This window comes from Ruegeria arenilitoris (assembly GCF_013035315.1).
GTDB lineage: Bacteria > Pseudomonadota > Alphaproteobacteria > Rhodobacterales > Rhodobacteraceae > Ruegeria > Ruegeria arenilitoris_D.
The window spans coordinates 1-20,169 of record NZ_WQHP01000004.1; the positions used below are offsets into that span (position 1 = coordinate 1).

A 20,169-nucleotide genomic window follows, 5' to 3' on the forward strand; every position below is an offset into this window, starting at 1 on the left:
GACAGATCGACCTCGAATTTAACCCCAAAACTCTGGCAAGCGCACTTGGCATCGCCGCCGATCATCTGCACCCGGATCTCACCCACGTCACCGCATCTTTCGATCTGCGCCGCCGCGGCGTCGAGGCTAAGGTCATTGCCGGGGACGTGGCACCCCAACCTGATCCCCACCTCCGGTCCATGCTGATCCGCGCACATGGCTGGGCCCGTGATCTGAAGGCCGGAGTTCAACTGATGGAGATTGCCCGCCGCGAAAGCGTCCCTGACGCCTTCATCCGCACCCGTGCTCAGCTCGCCTTTCTCTCACCAAAAATTCAAACGGCGATTCTCGACGGGACCCAGCCGCCCGAACTCACACTCAAGCGTCTGGTCAGCGTGACCCACCCACTTGAATGGTCCGAACAGGAACGCCTGTTCGGCTTCTGACATCTCCAGCTCCTGCGTCCCTGATACAGACTTCGCCCTCCCTGATCCGGCGGAACAATTCCCTGTTCGCACGAGGAAATTCCCTGTTCCACCTTTTAGGGAATTTGCAACATAAACCTCTGAGAAACATACAGTTCTGATAGAAGAAATGACGGAAGTCAGTCCCGGTTTGCGAAAATTCCCTGTAAATTGCAGGTTATCAGGGAAATCCAGCCCAAAGCGACCCCGCTAAAATGCGACACTGAGACTGGCGCCTGAATTGTCCTCTGAATGTACGGTTTGCTTCGTCTCTGATTAAAAGCGCATGCGCCAACGCGCGGGAATTGCGTAACAATTCCGGATCAGAAAATACAACTGAAGTGAGACAGGTATGAGTGGCGGGGAGACAGGGATTCGAACCCTGGGGACGCTCTCACGCCCAACGGTTTTCAAGACCGCCGCATTCGACCACTCTGCCACCTCCCCGCGTGGGGCCGGGTCTAAGGCCATCGCGAACCGGTGGCAAGACCAAATAGGGAATTCTTGCCGAAGCGCGGGCTGCGCTCTTTCCATGACACTTTGTGCGCGTTATGATCCACAGGAAAGACCGGAGCAGGCTGGCAATACAGAACCAGTAAACGGCGGCGGGCCTCAGGAAGCGAGGCCCAATCAGGCAAGGGATGACAAAATGAAGCGAGCGACTGAGACACGCGCAAACCCGCGAGCGTTGGTGATGCTGGCCGCGGTTTCCGTGGTTTTGGCTGGTTGTGAAGAGGCGCTATCCACGGACGGTGCCGCGGTGGACGCCGAAAGTTCCCAGACAGACGCCGATGGCTCTGTTGAGCTGTTTCCCGATCTGAGCGGCGGCCCGAAGGACTCGGTCGAAGCGCCCGACGTATTCCAAGTGTCCGAAGCCGGCCTGTGGGATGGCCGCCCCTCACTGGGTGGCATCTGGGTAGCGCATCCCGACGTCACGCAGCCCGAACGGGTCCGCATCAAAAACGCCCGAAACAATAAATCAGTGACCGGTGCCTTGTTCCGCCGGGAAAGAGACCTGCCGGGTCCTGCCTTGCAGCTCTCTTCTGCCGCTGCCGAAGAGCTGGGTATTCTCGCCGGTGCGCCGACAGAGGTCGAGGTTGTCGCCCTGCGTCGCAAAGAGCCTGAACCCAAGCCCGAACCTGTAGAAGAAAAGCCCGAGGTCGAAGAGACACCGGAAGCCGTGACAGAAACCGCTGCTGCAACGGATGCGCCTGCCGCCGACGCTGCAGAAACAGAGACGGCGGAAACGGAACAGCCGGCCAAGCGCAAATGGTGGCAAAAAAAGAAACCGGCAGCTGCGGCTGCTGGTGCGGCGACAGCGGCTGCCGTGGCGGCTGATGCTGCGACCGACACGGCAGCTGAAAGCGCCACCGAAGCGGCAACAGAAACGGCCGAAGTCGCAACCGAAGCTGCGCCAACGCTGGTGGACCCAGAGGTCACACCGCCCGCTGAACAACCAGCAAAGCGCAAATGGTGGCAAAAGAAAAAGCCCGATGAGATCACCGAAACGCCACTTGACCCGATCGCGGGTGCAGCGGCAGCGATTGAGGCATCCGAACCCACAGTGGCCACAGCGGCCGCTACAACGACGGCTGCAACGGCAACGGCATCATCGCTATCCAAGCCTTTCGTCCAGGTCGGCACCTTTGGCGTAGAAGAAAACGCCAACAGCGCGGCCAATAAGATCCGCCGCAACGGTTTGAACGCCGAGGTGCGCGAGCTGACTTCGGACGGCAAATCTGTCTGGCGCGTTCTTGTCGGCCCCGCCGCAACACGGTCAGAACGCAATGCCATCCAACGCGATGTCAAAGATCTGGGCTTTTCCGACGCGTTCACCGTCAAGAACTGAAACAAAGGAGGCTCCCGTGCTGTCCTCACTGCGATCATCTGTTTTGACCCTCGGGCTGGCGCTGTTGGCCCTGCCCGCACATGCTTTCGACACTCAGGCCCGCGCGGCTTATGTGATGGATCAGACAACGGGAACCGTTCTGCTGTCCAAGGACGCAGACCAGCCCTTGCCGCCCGCCTCCATGTCCAAGCTGATGACGCTCTATGTGGCGTTTGAGGCGCTGCGTGATGGCCGCCTGACGCTGGATGAAACCCTGCCCGTATCCGAACACGCCATGAGCTATGGCGGCTCGACGATGTTCCTCAACACGCAGGACCGGGTTCGCGTCGAAGACCTGTTGCGTGGCATCATCGTTCTGTCCGGTAATGACGCCTGCGTCGTGATTGCCGAGGCGCTCAGCCCGGACGGCACCGAGGCCGGATTTGCCCGCTATATGACTCAGCGCGCCAAGCAGATCGGCATGGACAATTCGAACTTTGCCAACTCGAACGGCTGGCCGGCCGCGGGGCATATGATGTCTGTTCATGACCTTGCCGTATTGGCCGACCGTCTGATCACGGATTTCCCGGAATACTACCCCCTCTTCGCCGAAGAAGAGTTTGAGTTCGATGGCCGCGCGCCTTCGAACAAGCGCAACCGCAACCCGCTGCTGAAGCTGGGGATCGGTGCCGACGGCCTGAAAACCGGTCACACGCAAGAGGCAGGCTATGGCCTTGTCGGGTCGGCCAAACAAGGCGACCGCAGGGTGATCTTTGTGCTCACAGGTCTCGACTCCACCGCGCGTCGGGCAGAGGAGGCTGAGGCCGTGGTTAACTGGTCGTTTCGCAATTTTGTCGAGAGGACAGTTGCCGACGCCGAAACGCCGATAGCCGAAGCAGAAATTTGGATGGGCGCTGAAAAATCCGTGGGCCTTGTGCCCGAAGAAGACCTGACCCTGTTGTTCCCCGTGCTCAACGACAAAAACGTTGAGGCCGAGGTGGTCTATGACGGACCGATCAACGCGCCGGTGGCAAAGGGCCAGCAACTGGCTGAACTGGTCATCAAACCCGAAGGACTGCCGGAAATCCGCCGCCCCTTGTTTGCGGCCAATAATGTGCCGGTTGGTGGCTTTGTTGTACGCATGAAAACGGTCGGCGGTATTGTCCTGAAAGACGTGATCGGCAATCCGCTGGAGGCGATGTGACAACGTCTGGGTTGTTTCTGACCTTTGAAGGTATCGATGGGTCCGGAAAGTCATCGCAAGCACGCATGCTGGCCGAGCATCTGCGCGGCATGGGCTACGATGTCGTACTGACGCGCGAGCCCGGCGGGTCTGCGGGTGCAGAAGAAATCCGCAGCCTTGTTTTGGAAGGCGACCCGGACCGCTGGTCGGCCGAGACAGAGATCCTGTTGTTCACCGCAGCGCGCCGGGATCATCTGGAACGCACAATCGAACCTGCCCTGGCCGAGGGCAAAGTGGTGATCTGTGACCGCTTTGCCGACAGCACCCGCATGTACCAAGGCCTCTCTCGCGGCGATCTGCGGGGGGTGGTGGACCAACTCCACAGCCTGATGATCCGGCGGGAACCCGACCTGACTTTGCTGATCGACATGGACCCCGAAACCGGCCTGTCCCGCGCCAAGGGGCGACAGGGCACGGAAGAGCGGTTCGAGGACTTTGGCCTGGACCTGCAGCAACAGATGCGTGCAGGTTTTCTGGCCCTTGCGGATGAGTTTTCCGACCGTTTCCGCGTGGTTGATGGCAACCGGGACATGGACAGCGTAGCACGGGATGTGACAGATATCGTTCTGCAGGCTTTGCGGTAAACGATAGATGAGCGACGAAACCCCGACCCCGGATCAGGCCCCCGGTGCCCCGCACCCGCGCGAAACCCAGCACCTGTTTGGGCAGGACGCAGCGGAACAGGCTTTCCTGAGCGCTTTCAATTCCGAAAGGCTGCACCATGGCTGGCTCATCACAGGCCCGCGCGGCGTGGGAAAGGCAACGCTGGCTTGGCGGATCGCGCGGTTCCTACTGGCGACACCTCCGGCGGAGGAAGACGGGCTGTTCGGCGCCCCACCGCCGCCCGAAAGCCTTGAGATCGACCCAGAACACCCTGTCGCTCACCGAATTCTGGCTGGTGCTGAACCAGGACTCGCCGCGATCACCCGATCGCTTAACGATCAGGGCAGGCTGCGGAATGAGATCGTTGTGGACGATATCCGCAAGCTGGGCAAATTCTTCGGCCTGTCCTCGACCGATGGCGGCCGTCGGGTGGTGATCGTGGATTCTGCGGATGAGATGAACGTCAGCGCGGCAAATGCCCTGCTGAAGATGTTGGAAGAGCCGCCCGCCCGCACCACTCTGCTGCTGATCTCGCACCAGCCCTCGCGCCTTTTGCCCACGATCCGGTCCCGTTGCAGAACGTTGCGCCTGTCTCCGCTGGGGCCTGACGATATGCAATCCGCGCTGACGCAGTCTGGTGCGCAACTGCCTGAGAACAGTGACCATCTGGCCGCTTTGGCCTCTGGATCCGTGGGCGACGCAGTGCGTTTGATTAATCTCGGTGGGCTGGAAATCTACGCAGAACTAATCGCCATTCTGGGCACCCTGCCCCGCATGGACCGACAGCGCGCACTGGCGTTGGCCGAGGCCGCTGCCCAGCGCGGCGCAGCTGAACGGTTTGAGCTGTTGTTGACCCTGATCGACGTCGCCCTGTCCCGCCTAGCCCTGACCGGCGCAACCGGAAGCGCCCCTATGCCCGAGGCTGCCCCGAATGAGGCCGAAACGCTGACCCGCTTGTCGGCGACGCCCCATCAGGCCCGCAAATGGGCCGAGGTCGCCGCGGTGATCACAGCCCGTGCGCGCCACGGTCAGTCGGTGAACCTTGACCCTGCGGCTTTGGTCCTAGATACGGTATTCAAGATACAGGAAACCGCCGGTCAGAGCAGATGAGCAATACCCCCGAAATCACCGACAGCCATTGCCATCTGGACTTTCCCGATTTCGAAGGTCAGCTGGACCAGATCGTCGCCAGCGCCGCCGAAGCAGGCGTGACCCGCATGGTGACCATCTGCACGCGTCTGCGCAACGAACCCACAGTTCGCGCCATTGCAGAGGCCCATGCCCCCGTTTTCTACGCCGCGGGCACGCACCCGATGAGCGCAGCAGATGAGCCCATGGCGACGGTCGATGAGCTGATTGCTTTGTCGCGCCACCCCAAGTTTGTGGGCATCGGTGAGACCGGGCTGGACTATCACTATACCGCCGACAGCGCCGAGTTGCAGAAACAATCCCTGCGCATCCATATCGAAGCCGCCCAGCGGACTGGTCTGCCACTGATCATCCACGCCCGGGCCGCCGATGACGACATGGCCCGCATTCTGGCCGAAGAGCACCGTAACGCGCCCTATTCTTGCGTGATGCACTGCTTTTCTTCGACTGCCGAGCTGGCCAGGGCCGCTCTGGACCTGGGTTTTTATCTGTCTATGTCCGGTATCGCCGCCTTCCCCAAAAGCCAGGAATTGCGCGATATTTTTGCTAGTGCCCCGGTTGACCGCATCCTTGTCGAGACCGACGCGCCTTACCTTGCGCCGCCCCCATACCGCGGCAAGCGAAACGAGCCCGCATATACCGCGCACACGGCGCGCAAAGGGGCCGAGGTGTTCGGCATGGACTATGCCGATTTCGCTGCCCAGACACAGACCAATTTCGACCGGTTGTTTACCAAGGCCGCAACCTACAAGGCGGCTGCATGACCCAGTTGCGCTGCACTATTCTGGGCTGCGGATCTTCCGGCGGCGTCCCCCGGCTGGGCGGACACTGGGGGGACTGCGACCCCAAGAACCCGAGGAATATCCGGCGGCGCTGTTCGATGCTGGTGGAACGCGATGGCCCCGACGGCACTACATCGGTTCTGATCGACACTACGCCGGACATGCGCAGCCAGTTGCTGGACAGCGGAACCGGACGTCTGGATGGGGTGATCTACACCCACTCTCATGCAGACCACGTGCACGGCATCGACGATCTGCGCATGATCGTGTTCAACATGCGCGAACGGGTGCCGGTTTGGGCCGATGGCGATACTCAGAACGCCTTGCTGGGGCGGTTCGGCTATGCCTTTATCCAACCTGAAGGGTCGCCCTATCCACCGATCCTTGACCTGAAATCCATTGATGGTCCGTTTGAGGTTGACGGCCCCGGCGGTCCCATCTCCTTCCTGCCGTTCAAGGTCAACCACGGATCGATCGACTCGCTGGGTTTTAGGATGGGCAATCTCGCCTATTTGCCCGACGTCGCCGAAATCTATGATGACGCCTGGCCTGCGATGGAAGGACTGGATTGTCTGGTAATCGACGCGCTGCGCCGAACCCCGCATCCCACCCACGCGCATCTGGAAAAAACACTGGGTTGGATCGAACAACTGCAACCCAAACGCGCGGTTCTGACAAACATGCACATCGACCTGGACTATGCCACGGTCGAAGCAGAAACCGCTGACCACATTACCCCGGCCTATGACGGAATGGTGATCCACCAGGCGCTTTAAACCTCCACGCAACCGACACTAAGCTCACCCGCTCGCTGTCGGCCCGTTCCCAAAGTGGTGACATGCTCCAAAGCCTGATTGACGTCATTCTACCGGTTTTCCTTGTGATCGGAGCGGGTTACGCCTCGACCCGATTGGGGTATTTCAAGGAAATCCACATCGATGGGTTGATGAAGTTCACCCAAGGCTTCGCGATCCCATGTTTGCTGTTTCTGGCGATCTCGCATCTGGACCTGAGTGCCAGCTTCGACCCCCGGCTTCTGGCGAGTTTTTACACCGCCGCCGGCCTGTGTTTCACCGCCGGCCTGTTCGGCGCGCGGTTCATATTTGGCCGCGATTGGGAGGATTGCGTGGCCATCGGGTTCTGCTGCCTGTTCTCAAACTCGGTCCTGCTGGGCCTGCCGATCACTGAACGCGCCTATGGCCCGGACAACCTGACAGGGAACTACGCAATCATCGCCTTCCACTCGCCCTTTTGCTACGGCGTCGGTATCACGGTGATGGAAGTTATCCGAAACCGAGGCCATGGCGGACCACGCATGGTCAAATCCATCCTGTCGGCCATGTTCCGCAACGCGTTGATCCTGGGCATCGCACTTGGATTTATCGTGAACCTGTCGGGGCTTGGTGTGCCTGCAGTCGTGGACGAAGCCCTGGGCCTTATTACCCGTGCCGCGCTGCCGGGCGCCCTGTTTGCGCTTGGCGGCGTGCTTGTGAAATACAAGCCCGAGGGCGACCTGCGCACTATCGCGTTTGTCTGTATTGTCTCACTTATGCTGCACCCCAGCCTTGTCTGGCTATTCGGCTCATCCGTCGGCCTGCCCCAGGACTTGTTCCGCTCGGGTGTTTTGAATGCCGCAATGGCCCCCGGGTTCAACGCCTATATCTTTGCCAATATGTACGGACGGGCCAAGCGTGTCGCGGCGTCGTCCGTTTTGGTTGGAACCGGTGTTTCGATCCTGACTGTCTGGCTCTGGCTGACATTATTGGGATAGCTTTTTGTCCGACGGATTGACATTGCCACGTCGCGCAACACCTATCAAAAAAACCACAGGAACAAGCTGAATGCCGCACGCCCTCATTGTCGCCCATGGCCAACCGTCAAATCCCGAGCCTGCCGAGACTGCGCTGGCTGCATACGCCGCGGAAGTTGATGCATTTTGCGAAGGGGTCAGCGTGGTCTCTGCAACGCTGGCGGCGCCGGAGTGTCTTGAGGCGCGGCTGGATGGGCTTCCCGATGACACTGTAATTTATCCGCTTTTCATGGCCAAGGGATGGTTCGTGACCAGTGCCTTGCCAAAACGTTTAGGCGCACGGGCTGTTCAAATCCTTGATCCGCTGGGCGTCGACCCGGACTTGCCCGCCCTCGCCGCCGCTGCGCTGCAGGACACGTTGGCCCGGCACGATTGGGACGCGGCTGAAACCAACCTGGTGCTTGCTGCCCACGGATCAGGTCGCAGCCGCAATCCATCGGCCGTGGCGACCGCGTTTGCCTCAAACTTGTCGGAGCATGTGTCTTTCAGCTCTACCCGCGTTGGCTTTGTCGAAGAAGCGCCATCCATCGCCGAAGCTGCAAGCAACGCAGGTGATAAAGCCCTGTGCCTTCCGTTCTTTGCCTGTACTGGTGGCCATGTCCTGGAGGATGTCCCTCAAGAGCTTGAGAGCGCTAAATTCAAAGGGCACGTCATGCCGGTTGTCGGAGACCTGCCCCAGATCAAACGCCACATTGCTCGAACCCTCAGCAAAGCGTTTTTCTGAAACACGCCTGTTGCGATTACTGAGAGCTGGCGGTCCTGAACCCGGCCTCCACGAGTGCCGAGTACAAGCAATGACGAGAGCGCCCCTGACGCTTCGCCTCATACAGCGCTTGATCCGCGGCGTTTAGCAGCTCTGCCGCATCCGGAGTTTTGAATTGCGTGGACAAGGCCGTGCCGACACTGGCCGAGATTTGGCACGGTGTCCCCTGAAACATCATGGGTTGCCGCAACCGATTGATCAGGCGCACAGCGATGTCGGACAGGACAACTTCGTCCACAAGGCCCTTGAAAATGATGACAAATTCATCACCGCCAATGCGGGCGACAGTTTCGTCGTTCCGCGTCTCCTCCTCCATGATGCGAGCGGCCTGTTGCAGCACGAAATCCCCTGCTGCATGGCCCAAACGGTCATTGACGCTTTTGAAGAAATCCAGATCCAGATGCATCATTGCAAAGGCGGAACCGCTTGAGATCAGGTAACCGAGAACCATGTCCATTGCCCGGCGGTTCTTTAGCCCCGTCAGCATGTCGGTGACCGCCTGTTCTTCGGCTGCCAGCATGGCGCCCTGCAATCGCAGGTTCAACGAACGCGATGCCTCCATCGCGGCCGACTTTGCCTCAACCAGGTAAAGCAGTTCGATAGCGAGATCCGTTCCCGAGAAGTCCGCGCTGGTCAGAGCGTAATCCCGCACCGCGTCCAGAATCGAAATCCCGAAAGACAGGTTAATGATGGCCCCATCGCCGTCGGGCAACGGCGCGATGAGCCCCTTCAGTGCGGTCCGGGGTTCGTCGTGAAACCTCAGATGCACTTTCCCCCCGGCCAGCGACAACAATGCTGGAATGGTGGTTACCGTTCGGGGCCGAACCAATTCAAAAATATCCAGGAACGCCCGACCTTTCATAGGCTCATCGGGCCGTAGTTTTTGCACTGTCGGTCCGGCGTTTACGATATTACCTGCGCTATCCACCATCACGAACATGGGGCACAAGGTTTCCAAAAGCGTCGACAGGTCTGCGGTATCCATCATGCCCCTCGCGCCCCAAGATCAAAATGCCGTCCTTCGGCGAACGCACTCTCGACCAGAACAATGGTGATCACTTCCACATCCCCCTGATGCCCCTCATGCGACAGCATAGCTAAAGCACCATAGTCATCGGCCACCGCCCGCAGCACACCCACCATCACGCTGGCATAACCCGGCAGGCCCGGATAGCAGTGCAATTGGTATTCCGCCGGAGACACCTCGCGCAGTTCCAGTACCGGCAAACGCAAGTCCGAAACCGCTAGCCTGGCGCGGTCCGACAAATCATCGAGGGAATGCAGAAACTCGACATATGTCACGCCTCCAAACCGCAACAGGCGCCGTAAACCTTCCATGTTGGGGTGCGAGACGAGATAAGTCCCTAGATCCTCAAGTATCTCGGACTGAGGACGATTGAGGTCCGCCGACAGCGCATCCAGAACGCGCGTGGTCATCGAATCCTCATAGATCAGCATCGCCTCAAACTCGGTAAATCCCAGACCAGCTGACTCAGTTACACGCAGCCAGCAGGATTGCCCGTAGGTCGCGCAGACAAAGGACTGAATCGCCCGATTGATCAGACCATGCATAGGATGCCCCAGATTGGTTTACACCCCAATCTGCTCAGACAAACCTTAACAAATAGCCAAGGAGCGCTCTCAAATTCCGACAATACAACCGAGTGTCAGTCTGGAAGCCTTTGCATTTTCACTAAAAATCCGTCGGCGCTCCGCCCTCAGCCTTACGGCGGGCGACAAAATCGGCCAGTTCGTCGCGGATACCGTCATCCATCGGCGGAGCCTCAAAACTAGTGACAATCTCTTTGAACATGTGGTGGGCGCGTTCTGCCGTCCAGATACCGCCCGCCACGTCCCAACCTTCGTAGTTTTTCCAGTCGCTCAGGAACGGCTGATAAAACGCCGTGGTATAGCGATCCTGCGTGTGCTGAATGCCGAAGAAATGGCCATCGTTCCCAACGGATTTGATCGCGTCCAGCGCGATTTCATCCGGGCCGGTCGCCGTGATCTCGGGCTGCATGTACCGCTGGATTTGCTGCAGAATTTCGCAATCCATAATGAATTTCTCAGGGCTGGCGATCAGACCACCTTCCAGCCAACCGGCAGCGTGGTACACCATATTTGTACCCGACTGCACCGCCGCCCAAAGCGAATTGGACGTCTCCCATATCGACTGTCCGTCCGGCACGTTTGCCGCACAAACACCTGACGAACGCATCGGAAGGCCATAGTAGCGCGCCATTTGGCCGGTCATTTGAGTTGAGCGCATATACTCGGGGGTTCCAAAGGCAGGCGCGCCGGATTTCATGTCAACGTTGGACGTGAACGTCCCAATAACGCAGGGAATTCCGGGCCGGACGTATTGGAACAGGGCAATCGCGCACAAGGCCTCGGCCAGCGATTGCGCCACCGCCCCGGCCATAGTCACGGGTGCCATTGCCCCCGCCAGCGTGAACGGTGTCACGACAATCGCCTGACCACGCCGCGCAAGGCGCAGGCACCCGTCGATCATCGGGTGGTCGTGCTTTAGCGGCGAGGTCGAGTTGATGTTGGTGTACATGCGCGGAGTCGCTTCGAACTCCTCATGGCTCAGGCCACCGGCGATCCGCACCATCTCCATCACGTCTTCAACGCGCTCTTTGCCCAGCGAATAAGCATGCATGGCCTTATCGGTCAGCGTCAGCTTGTCATAGAGCACATCCAGATGCCGGACGCTGGCATGAATGTCGACCGGCTCGACCGGGTAGCCGCCCGCGAAATGGATGCAGTTAAAGTACTGCGTCAGTTTCAGCAGGTTCCGGCACATCTCACGGTTCCCCGCGACCTTGGTGCCGATTTCAAGATCCCAATAATTCGGTGGGGACGACACGTTGCCGAACAGCAGTGTTTTGCCCCCCACCTCAATTGTCTTGTCCGGGTTGCGCGGCGTGATGGTAAAGCTGGAGGGCGCTTTGCCGATCATCTCCATCACAAAATCGCGGCCCATCCGGACGTTGTCGCCGGAGATGGTGCAGCCCGCTTCTTTCAAGATGCCGATGGCTTCTTCGTTGTAAAACTCGATACCGATCTCTTCGAGGATGCGCATGGCCCCTTCGTGGATCGCTTCGATCCCGGCCTGATCCAGAGGTTCCGTGGGTTTGTCGATATTGATCGGCGGGTTCCACGGCATCTGGTCGATCACCGCACTGCCTCTGCGGGCAGCCGCACCGGCCCGTCCCCCACCGCGACGTTTGCGTGTCTGTGTGTCAGCCATAGGAACCCTCCGGAACTTGCTTTTTACAAGCAAGCCCCGAAGTCAGAAAGATCGCCGCTCTATCTGCGACAAGGTTTGTCGGTTTTTTATTCCGGACCGTCGAAATCGGTCCTAAGCGGATCAGTTAGCGTCCAGCCAGGCGGGGATATGGCCAATATCCGGCAGCACTGCATCCGCCATCGGCGCCAAAGCCTCGGCCGGAGCCAAGCCGGTCAAAACTCCGATTGTCGTCATACCCGCCGCGCGGCCCGCTTGCAGATCATGTAGACTGTCGCCCACCATCGCCACGCGCGAGGGATCGACGCCGACATGCGAAGCAAACGCGATCAACTGGCCCGGTCCGGGTTTGAACCCATGCCCGCTGTCATACCCGGCGACAAAATCAAAGTGGTCGCGGATGCCCACCGACGCGAGGTGCTGCAGAGCGGCCACCTCTCCGTCATTTGTGGCAACCCCAAGTTTGAGCCCGGCTTTTCGCAGGCCGTCCAGAAAGGGGATCAGTGGTACAGCCGGAGCTTGCGGAGCAGTGGCTGATTCCGTGATCAGGACATCAGTCAACTCATCACGTGCCATGTCGGGGAAGTGTGGGATCAAGGCTTCGGTGATTTCGTCGACCGTGCCTGCAATGACAACGCTGTCGCGTGAGTATTCCTCGGTCACCGGATCAAAACCGATAGCTTGGCCAAGAACAGCGACGCGTTCGGGATCACCACCCGACAGTTTCTCGAGCACGGAGCGACCAAAACTGCCCCATGTGTTCGCAAAATCAAACAGTGTTCCGTCCTTGTCGAACAAGATCGCGTCGATGGGCATCATATGCTCCTGTCAGTGGGTTTTCTTATGTCCAATGTACGTCACTGCCACCGGACAAAACCGCCCGCGCCTGACCCGGCAGATCATAGGGCACGGAATTGGCGTCACAAAAGGCGATCACCCACGAATCGTCAAGCATCAAGAACTCAAGAACCGAACTCAGAAACTCGGTCTCACTGGCGCGTGCGCGCAGATCATCGGCGGATGCTCCGGTCGAGCCCAGAAAGATCGGAAGCAGTTCATCATTTCCGACCAACCAACCAAGGACATTCAAGGCAAGCGTTTCGGCAGATTGGGCGGTGATCGGCATAAAGCGGCCTCGGACATGCGCTTGGAAAGGGTTTGTTAACCAGACTCATAAACACTTTGGCAACGCATGCAATCAACGGTGACTGATATGTCCGTGCAGGGAACTATCCTTGTCCTCGTCGGGACTTCGACCAATCGCATAATGCTGAAGGTTCAGCTGACGGCGGCGTGGTATCACGTCGTTCAGGGCGACCGCCTGCATGGTCTGGCCGGACTGTTGCGTCGCACGCGACCTGATCTGATTCTGGCCGCCCAGACATTGCCCGACGGCACCGCTGCGGACGTCAAACGGATGGTGATGGCCGACCCTGATATGGTCGATGTTCCTGTTGTTGCGATTGCTCCGCAAAATGACAAGACGGCGCGCCTGAACGCTCTGGCCGATGGGCTGGATGACGTACTGGCCCGCCCTTTCAAGGACACCCTGCTGCTGGCCCGCGTGCGCAGCCTGTTGCGGTCTCGCGCCGAAACGCAGGAATTAAAGCTTGGAAGCGGGTCGCAGCCCATCGGATTTGCCGAGCCTGCCGCCGCGCTGATCTCGCCCCCTAGGTCAGCCCGAGTCGCCATTCTGGCGCAAACAGCACGCACCGGTGCGCTGTGGATGAATGCGCTGTCGGGGAGGCTGCACCATAGCCTTTCGACACATGCGTCATCCAATCTACAAGCCCTGTTGTCAGGCCCAGTTGCGGACGCAATCGTGGTCGAAGTTGGCAAAGCCACAGTGGGGTTGAGCACGCTGGCCGATCTGAAGTCGCGCGGGGCAACGCGGAACACGGTCTTGATTGCAGTGGTGAACGAAAACGACACGTCCCTCGCATCCGAAGCGCTGGACCGTGGGGCAGACGCCGTCTGTATAGGCGGGTTCTGCGTCGAAGAGGTCTTGTTGCGTCTGGAAAACCAGATCGCACGGAAAGCCCGCACAGATCAGATGCGCGCGACATTGCGTCTAGGGATCGAAGAATGCTGGATCGATCCGCTGACCGGGCTGCATAACCGGCGCTATGCCATGCAGGCTATGGATCAGATGGCCAGAAAGCCTTCACGCAATGGCCGCGGTTTCGTGGTTATGCTGGCCGACCTGGACCATTTCAAAGCCATCAACGACCGCTTTGGACATGTGAGTGGGGATCAGGTTCTTACCGAAGCTGCAAAGCGTATGGAGCACACGGTCGGATCCGGGGGGTTCGTCGCCCGCATCGGGGGTGAAGAGTTCATGATCGGCCTACCCAACAGCTCTGGCGACGAAGCGATGGATCTGGCCAAAACCTTGCGTGATTGCATCAGTAAAACGCCGTTTACATTGGCGGACACCGAAACCCCGGTTCCAGTGACCATCAGTATTGGCATGACGTCACCAAACCCGCCCCTTCCCCAAAGCGAACCGCTGGAGCGATTGATCAAGTCTGCCGACAGTGCGCTTTATGCCGCGAAGAAGGCCGGGCGAAATCAAGTCAGGGTCAGGCAGACCGCCGCCTGATCCACTTAGTCCTTTTTCTTGTGGCCGCGCGGGCCGTGTTTGACGACCTCTTCCAACCGATCGGCATACACCAGACGCTCTTCAGCGCTCATGGCGACAACCCGGGCCAGCCACTCTTGCTGCAGAGCTTCCTGCAGGTCCGCCATGGATTGCGCCTGCTGGTCCAAAAGCACCTGAACCGCCGCAGGGTCGAATGGTTCCGCCCGCAACGCCGCGCTGAGAACAACAAAGTCCTGAGATCGGGTCTTGGCCCCTTTTCTATGACGATCAAAAAGCTCACCCCGCATGGCTTTGCGCTCGTCCTTGGGCAGCGCCCGATAGAGTGCCGAACCAAAACCCGGCGGAGATTTCGCTTGATCGCCCCCTTTGACACGCAAGACGGTGCCAAGCGCGACGCCGACAATCAAAAGGTTCAGCGCCAGGGAAACGATCAACAGCACCGACATCCAGCGGTTTTTGGGTTTGGGGCTATCGCTCATTCGGCGTCCTCCAGAAAACTCGTATCAAGGCTCAGGTCCGCGACCACAAAGCTGGTCTCTTGCGGATACAGGATCGTTGCCGGGTCGGGCAAAAACCCGGGCGCGGAAAAGCCGATCCAGACCCCGGCCACACTCGCGGCGGCCAATCCGCTCATGCCTTGCCAGCCCCCGAGACCGGTCAGAATACGCCTCCACGGCGGGGCCGCTTTTGCTGGCTTGGGATTCAACCGGGCCAGCCGCACGGCCTCTGCATCGGTCAGAATGCGCACGGCCAGGTCATCGGGCAGGTCCTGACGGTCCTGCCGCGCCTGGGCGAACAACAGATCCAGATTGTCTTTGTCGTCAGTCATCGTCATACCCCAGTTCATCACGTCGTCCGGCCAATATCGCCGTCAGAGACCGTTTTCCTCGTGCCGTCAGGCTTTCCACAGCTTCGACCGAAATGCCCATAATCCCAGCGATCTCCGGGTTGGGCAATTCCTCTATATGCCGCAAAACAACGGCTTGTCTTTGACGATCCGGCAGCTGTGACAGAGCCATTTGCAACGCATCCTTGCGGGCGGCGTCCTGCAAACGATCCGTTGCGCTGGCTTCTTCATCTTCGGGCTCTGGCACGTCCGCCAACCTGTCCGGCGTCTTCTTCCGGCGCAGATCAACGCAAAGGTTCAGCGTCACACGATAGAGCCACGTCGACACCTTGGCCTGGCCCGGCGCCCAATCGGGGGCCATCTGCCATAAGCGCATCATCGCCTCTTGCGTAACATCCTCGGCCTCGGCCCGGTTGCCTAGAAACCGCAGCGCGACCGACAAGCTGCGCGGAGCAAGTCGGTCCGTGAGGACGCGCGCCGCGGCAGCATCGCCGTCGGCAAACTGCTGCAGCAACGCATCGTCGCCCAGTTCGTCCGCGACGCAAGGTGCGCCGCGAACGTCGTGTGGAGCAGAGGTCAGGTCCTCCATCCCGCATCAGCTGTCGTCAGAGTCCGCATTGCCACGTTTCTTGTGGCGCTTGCCCATTCTGTCTTTGGCATCGGCAAATTCCTGTTCCGAAATCGCACCGTCGTCATTTGCGTCGATACGGTCAAACATCTTGTCAGCCCGACGCGGCTTGGGCAACTCATCCTCGCTCAGAAAACCATCCTGGTTGGCGTCGTGGCGTTCAAACATCTTCGTGACGCGGTCGTTGGCCCTCTTTTGGCCCGCTGCCTGCATCTCTTCGACACTCAACTGACCGTCGCCGTCGGTGTCAGCATTGGTGAAACGCTGATTCCGATGAGCCTGCATTTCTTCCTTCGTCACCTGCCCATCGCCATTGGCGTCGAGCTGTTCAAAGGTCACAGATTCGCGATCTTTACCGCCTGCGGCCAAAACGGAAGTGCCGGTGATTGCCATGGCTGACACCACGATTGCCGGAATGAACTTGGCGCTTTTCATAACGTTTTCCCTTGTTTTCGCGGCACCATTGCCGCTGCTTACATAGGTTCAAACGCTGCCGGGATCGTTTTCCGTCGCTAAAGTTCGAATCTTTTTCGAAACCGCCCGGCGATGCAAAGCGACGCACCCCCCTTTCCCCAAGCTTCAAACACGCGCTATATCGTCTGCATTGAAACGCGCGAGTATCAAGATGACAGATCAGACGATCGAAACCACCAACGTGGATGAGCGCCCGACAAAGGCTGCAATGATCAAAGGGTTCTGCGGTCGCTGCCCAAATTGTGGCGAGGGCAAGCTGTTACACAGCTATCTCAAAGTGAACGACGAATGCTCGAATTGCGGGCAAGAACTGTTCCACCATCGTGCGGATGACGGCCCTGCCTATCTGACGATCCTGCTGGTCGGTCACTTGCTGGCACCCGCCTTGCATGTCTCTTACGTCCATTGGCGGCCCGAGCCGCTGACGATGTTCCTGATCTTCGCGATCGGCTGTACCGCTCTATCGCTGTTCTTGTTGCCCCGATTGAAAGGCGCTGTTGTCGCCTATCAGTGGGCGCGCCGCATGCACGGCTTTGGCCAGCCCAAGTGATCCGGAAACGCGGGTCGCGCAACGGATGACGGTCGACAAAACAGCCATACGCAACGCTGCAACGGTCATCGTATTGCGGGACCGTCTGACCAATCCTTCAATCCTGATGGGACAACGCGGCGCAAAGGCCGCGTTCATGCCGAATAAATTCGTCTTCCCGGGCGGTGCCGTCGACGCATCCGACGCAGATGTCACGCTGGCCACGGATCTCCCCGCCATTTGCCGCGAACGTCTGGCCGAGCGATCCGAGGCCGGTTTGCAAGACGCCCTGGCTGCAGCCGCAATTCGTGAGCTTTGGGAAGAAACCGGATTGATCCTGGGCCAGCCCGACCACTGGGCAGACCCGGTGAGTGAGGATTGGGCGGGATTTGCGCAGATGGGATACCGCCCGTCAGCGCAAGCACTTCAGTTCGTCTTTCGGGCCGTAACCCCACCCGGGCGACCCCGTCGGTTCGATGCAAGGTTCTTCCTGGTGGACGCGAGCGCAATCCAAGGTGATCTGGACGATTTCAGCCACGCCTCAGACGAGCTATCGCATCTGCAATGGGTTCCGCTGGAACGGGCGCGCGAGTTTGACCTGCCGTTCATTACCGAAGTCGTCCTGGCCGAGATTGCGGCGCGGGCCACAGACCCCAAGCCACCAGAAACCGTCCCGTTCTTTTTGAACAACGAGGAAGAAAACCTATTCCTCAAGCTGCGCGGTTATTCAATGCCCGACGCGGACTGAGGGCGCGGGGCCCTCAGCCGGTCTTACTTCATACGGCTGATCACCGTGGTGACTTCGGGCTTTTTGCCAATTTCTGTTCTGGCCGTTTGGCGCACGATCCGGCGCATGGCCTCTTCCAGCTTGTCATCGTCGCGCAAGGTCTTGGCATCGGCACGCATAAGGAACTGGTTCAGGTCTTCTTCCAAAACCTCAACCAGTGAGGCGCGAGATGATCCGAGCTCGGGCAAACCCATCGTGTCGCACCACGGCTCGCCCAGTGGCTCGTCTTCTTCGTCCAGAATGACGGTCACAGTGACATGCCCGTTCAGCGCCATGCGAATGCGGTCACGAACGACACCGTCCAGCGCGCCGATCTTGACTGTTCCGTCCAGATAAGTCCGCCCGGTTTCGACATAGTCTACGACATGCGGTGCATTGCCGGTCAGATCCACCATCGTACCGTTCACCGCCAGAATACCCGTGCGGCCATTAGCTTCGGCCAGTTTGGCGTGTTCCCGCAAATGGCGGTGCTCGCCATGCATCGGGATGACCATCTGAGGATCGATCAGCGCATGTACCTTCTCAAGGTCGGGACGGTTGGCGTGGCCCGAAACGTGATACAGGCCCGAGCTGTCATCCACCACGTCCACGCCCTTTTCACTGAGCTGGTTCATGATAAAGATCACGCCCCTCTCATTGCCGGGAATGGTCTTGGATGAGAACAGGAACAGGTCGCCCTCTTTCAATTCGATCCCACGATACTTGCCTCGCGCAAGCTGAGCGCTGGCGGCGCGGCGTTCCCCCTGACTGCCGGTCACGATCAGCATCAGGTTCTGACGCGGCAGATCCACCGCCTCTTCGGCGCTGATCACTTTGGGAAAACTCGACAGGATGCCGGTTTCGGTTGCGGCTTCGATCATTCGACGCATCGCCCGACCCAGCAGCACAACCGAGCGCCCTGCCCGTTCGCCCGCCTCGGCCAGCGTTTTGACCCGCGCGACGTTCGACGCAAAGGTAGTCGCCACGACCATACCATTGGCCTCTTCGACCAGCTTGGTGATCTCGGGGCCAACTTCGGATTCCGAGCGCCCCGCATGCGGAGAAAACACATTCGTACTGTCACACACCAACGCTTTGACGCCGGGCTTGGCAACCTCGGCCCACAGGTCGGGATCAAACGGCTCACCTACGACCGGGTTAGTATCCAGCTTAAAGTCGCCAGAGTGCACGATCCGCCCTTCCGGCGTGTCGATGACAAGGGCTGCGCTTTCCGGGATCGAATGCGAAACCGGTAGGAAGCCTATTGTGAACGGACCGGCGGAAACCTGTTCCGGCCAAGCGGAAACGGTGCGAACCGCATCCTCGGGGTGGCCATGTTCCTCCATCTTGCGGCGCGCGATATTGGCGGTGAAGGCGCGGGCATAAACGGGCGCACCCAGCGCCTCGTAACAATGTGCCACGGCGCCGACGTGATCCTCGTGCGCATGGGTGATGAACACGGCCTCTAACTGGTCAGCACGTTCTTTTAGCCACGTGATATCCGCATAGATCAGGTCCACACCTGGGGTCGTGTCCATATCCGGGAAAGTTACGCCCAAATCCACCAGGATCAGCCTTTCCTGTCCGGGCTTGCCATAGCCGTAGACATAGGCGTTCATGCCAATTTCACCGGCCCCGCCCAATGGCAGGTAAATCAGTCGTTCACTGCTCATTTCGAGCCATTATCCTTGTTATAGCGATGAATCACGGTCAGGCCGTGCATCGTCAGATCATCTTCGATTGCGTCGAAACCCACGTCGGCCTGATCGAACAAAGGTGCCAACCCTCCGGTTCCAACGACTTTCATCGGCATTCCGTATTCGGTCTTGATCCGGGAAATCAGCCCCTCGATCAATCCGGAATAGCCCCAATACACGCCCGATTGGATACAGCCAACCGTATTCGTACCAATCACTTTTTCCGGGCGTGTGATATCAATATGCGGCAATGCAGCCGCCCCCTGGTGCAACGCCTCAAGGCTGAGGTTCACGCCCGGAGCGATGATGCCGCCGACATAGGCCCCATCCGCCGCGACCACGTCAAAGTTTGTTGCCGTGCCAAAATCGACCACAACGACGTTGCCACCGTGGCGGTCAAATGCCGCGGCCGCGTTTGCCAGTCGGTCAGGGCCCGGCACCGTACCCTCATCCACACGGGGATTCATCGGCAGCAGACATTCGGGCTTGCCCACAACAAGCGGACGACAACCAAAGAAGCGATCCGCAAAGACCCGCAGGTTGAACACCACGCGTGGCACGGTCGAGGCGATGATGACATCCGTGATTTCGGCCTCAATCCCGTAGTGCTTCACCAGTGTCGAGTACCAGGTGAAATAGGCATCGGCCGTGCGCGCATGGTGGGTCGAGGTGCGCAGAGTGCACAAGAACGTCTCACCATCCCAAATCGAGAATACGGTGTTCGTGTTGCCGCAATCGATAGCCAGAAGCATCCG

The 20,169-nt window shown here is 59.3% G+C and carries 22 protein-coding genes, 1 tRNA gene and 1 pseudogene; 12 read left to right on the forward strand and 12 right to left on the reverse strand.

Features of this window, described 5'->3' with window-relative positions; all coding sequences use genetic code 11:
• Positions 1-425 (forward strand): annotated as a pseudogene (locus tag GOV53_RS09730) (recombinase family protein); the annotation flags it as partial.
• 375 nt (positions 426-800) lie between these two features.
• Here the strand turns inward: GOV53_RS09730 and GOV53_RS09735 are convergent.
• A tRNA-Ser gene (locus GOV53_RS09735) sits at positions 801-890 on the reverse strand.
• Between the two features lie 202 nt (positions 891-1,092).
• Between GOV53_RS09735 and GOV53_RS09740 the strand changes: the two genes are divergently transcribed.
• The 8 genes from GOV53_RS09740 (at position 1,093) to GOV53_RS09775 (ending at position 8,582) form a co-directional block, all read left to right on the forward strand.
• Positions 1,093-2,292 carry an SPOR domain-containing protein gene (locus GOV53_RS09740; RefSeq protein WP_170465967.1) on the forward strand — a complete coding sequence of 400 codons (1,200 nt, stop codon included), beginning with the start codon at positions 1,093-1,095 and terminating at the stop codon, positions 2,290-2,292.
• Positions 2,293-2,308: 16 nt separating this feature from the next.
• Positions 2,309-3,475 carry a D-alanyl-D-alanine carboxypeptidase family protein gene (locus GOV53_RS09745; RefSeq protein WP_367647632.1) on the forward strand — a complete coding sequence of 389 codons (1,167 nt, stop codon included), beginning with the start codon at positions 2,309-2,311 and terminating at the stop codon, positions 3,473-3,475.
• Complete coding sequence (gene tmk / locus GOV53_RS09750; protein ID WP_170465969.1) at positions 3,472-4,098, forward strand: dTMP kinase; 627 nt, start codon at positions 3,472-3,474, stop codon at positions 4,096-4,098. Before GOV53_RS09745 ends, tmk begins: the two co-directional genes overlap by 4 nt.
• A gap of 7 nt (positions 4,099-4,105) precedes the next feature.
• Positions 4,106-5,227, forward strand: a complete 1,122-nt coding sequence (locus GOV53_RS09755; protein ID WP_170422493.1) for a DNA polymerase III subunit delta' — start codon at positions 4,106-4,108, stop codon at positions 5,225-5,227.
• A complete protein-coding gene (locus GOV53_RS09760) occupies positions 5,224-6,030 on the forward strand; it encodes a TatD family hydrolase (RefSeq protein WP_170465973.1) in 807 nt (268 codons plus the stop codon). The genes GOV53_RS09755 and GOV53_RS09760 overlap by 4 nt, the downstream gene beginning before the upstream one ends.
• The gene (locus tag GOV53_RS09765; RefSeq protein WP_170465976.1) at positions 6,027-6,824 is read left to right on the forward strand and encodes an MBL fold metallo-hydrolase; all 798 of its coding nucleotides are present in this window, start codon (positions 6,027-6,029) and stop codon (positions 6,822-6,824) included. The genes GOV53_RS09760 and GOV53_RS09765 overlap by 4 nt, the downstream gene beginning before the upstream one ends.
• 62 nt (positions 6,825-6,886) lie before the next feature.
• Positions 6,887-7,819 (forward strand): AEC family transporter, encoded by a 933-nt coding sequence (locus tag GOV53_RS09770; RefSeq protein WP_170465979.1) that lies wholly within the window; start codon positions 6,887-6,889, stop codon positions 7,817-7,819.
• A gap of 70 nt (positions 7,820-7,889) precedes the next feature.
• Complete coding sequence (locus GOV53_RS09775; RefSeq protein WP_170465982.1) at positions 7,890-8,582, forward strand: CbiX/SirB N-terminal domain-containing protein; 693 nt, start codon at positions 7,890-7,892, stop codon at positions 8,580-8,582.
• Positions 8,583-8,598: 16 nt separating this feature from the next.
• Here the strand turns inward: GOV53_RS09775 and GOV53_RS09780 are convergent, their stop codons facing one another.
• The 5 genes from GOV53_RS09780 to GOV53_RS09800 all read right to left on the reverse strand — a co-directional run bounded on the left by GOV53_RS09780 (position 8,599) and on the right by GOV53_RS09800 (position 12,997).
• On the reverse strand, positions 8,599-9,609 hold the full coding sequence (locus GOV53_RS09780; RefSeq protein ID WP_170465984.1) for a GGDEF domain-containing protein: 1,011 nt from the start codon (positions 9,607-9,609) through the stop codon (positions 8,599-8,601).
• Entirely contained in the window at positions 9,606-10,193 is a 588-nt protein-coding gene (locus tag GOV53_RS09785) for a heme NO-binding domain-containing protein (RefSeq protein ID WP_170465988.1), read from the reverse strand. Before GOV53_RS09785 ends, GOV53_RS09780 begins: the two co-directional genes overlap by 4 nt.
• 121 nt (positions 10,194-10,314) lie before the next feature.
• Positions 10,315-11,874 (reverse strand): trimethylamine methyltransferase family protein, encoded by a 1,560-nt coding sequence (locus GOV53_RS09790; protein WP_170465991.1) that lies wholly within the window; start codon positions 11,872-11,874, stop codon positions 10,315-10,317.
• Between the two features lie 120 nt (positions 11,875-11,994).
• Positions 11,995-12,687, reverse strand: a complete 693-nt coding sequence (locus tag GOV53_RS09795) for an HAD family hydrolase (protein ID WP_170465994.1) — start codon at positions 12,685-12,687, stop codon at positions 11,995-11,997.
• A 25-nt stretch (positions 12,688-12,712) separates the two neighbouring features.
• Complete coding sequence (locus GOV53_RS09800; protein WP_170465997.1) at positions 12,713-12,997, reverse strand: DUF3572 domain-containing protein; 285 nt, start codon at positions 12,995-12,997, stop codon at positions 12,713-12,715.
• 87 nt (positions 12,998-13,084) lie between these two features.
• Between GOV53_RS09800 and GOV53_RS09805 the strand changes: the two genes are divergently transcribed.
• Positions 13,085-14,473, forward strand: coding sequence for a diguanylate cyclase (locus tag GOV53_RS09805; RefSeq protein ID WP_170466000.1), 1,389 nt, complete (start codon positions 13,085-13,087; stop codon positions 14,471-14,473).
• Between the two features lie 5 nt (positions 14,474-14,478).
• On the opposite strand, the gene GOV53_RS09810 is transcribed toward GOV53_RS09805, so the two are convergent.
• The 4 genes from GOV53_RS09810 to GOV53_RS09825 are packed head-to-tail and all read right to left on the reverse strand — an operon-like array spanning position 14,479 to position 16,383.
• A complete protein-coding gene (locus tag GOV53_RS09810) occupies positions 14,479-14,952 on the reverse strand; it encodes a periplasmic heavy metal sensor (protein WP_170466003.1) in 474 nt (157 codons plus the stop codon).
• Positions 14,949-15,302 carry a hypothetical protein gene (locus tag GOV53_RS09815; RefSeq protein ID WP_254439259.1) on the reverse strand — a complete coding sequence of 118 codons (354 nt, stop codon included), beginning with the start codon at positions 15,300-15,302 and terminating at the stop codon, positions 14,949-14,951. The genes GOV53_RS09810 and GOV53_RS09815 overlap by 4 nt, the downstream gene beginning before the upstream one ends.
• Positions 15,295-15,909, reverse strand: coding sequence for an RNA polymerase sigma factor (locus GOV53_RS09820; protein ID WP_170466008.1), 615 nt, complete (start codon positions 15,907-15,909; stop codon positions 15,295-15,297). The genes GOV53_RS09815 and GOV53_RS09820 overlap by 8 nt, the downstream gene beginning before the upstream one ends.
• Before the next feature lie 6 nt (positions 15,910-15,915).
• Positions 15,916-16,383, reverse strand: a complete 468-nt coding sequence (locus tag GOV53_RS09825) for an EF-hand domain-containing protein (RefSeq protein ID WP_170466011.1) — start codon at positions 16,381-16,383, stop codon at positions 15,916-15,918.
• Between the two features lie 190 nt (positions 16,384-16,573).
• Here GOV53_RS09825 and GOV53_RS09830 point away from each other — a divergent pair, with 190 nt between their 5' ends.
• Together GOV53_RS09830 and GOV53_RS09835 are read left to right on the forward strand one after the other, a co-directional pair.
• The gene (locus GOV53_RS09830; protein ID WP_170466014.1) at positions 16,574-16,972 is read left to right on the forward strand and encodes a DUF983 domain-containing protein; all 399 of its coding nucleotides are present in this window, start codon (positions 16,574-16,576) and stop codon (positions 16,970-16,972) included.
• Positions 16,973-16,997: 25 nt separating this feature from the next.
• Entirely contained in the window at positions 16,998-17,699 is a 702-nt protein-coding gene (locus tag GOV53_RS09835) for an NUDIX hydrolase (RefSeq protein WP_170466017.1), read from the forward strand.
• Positions 17,700-17,722: 23 nt separating this feature from the next.
• Here the strand turns inward: GOV53_RS09835 and GOV53_RS09840 are convergent, their stop codons facing one another.
• Both GOV53_RS09840 and GOV53_RS09845 read right to left on the reverse strand, forming a co-directional pair.
• Positions 17,723-19,390, reverse strand: coding sequence for a ribonuclease J (locus GOV53_RS09840; protein ID WP_170466020.1), 1,668 nt, complete (start codon positions 19,388-19,390; stop codon positions 17,723-17,725).
• On the reverse strand, positions 19,387-20,166 hold the full coding sequence (locus GOV53_RS09845) for a type III pantothenate kinase (RefSeq protein ID WP_170422528.1): 780 nt from the start codon (positions 20,164-20,166) through the stop codon (positions 19,387-19,389). The genes GOV53_RS09840 and GOV53_RS09845 overlap by 4 nt, the downstream gene beginning before the upstream one ends.
• Between the last annotated feature and the right edge of the window lie 3 nt (positions 20,167-20,169).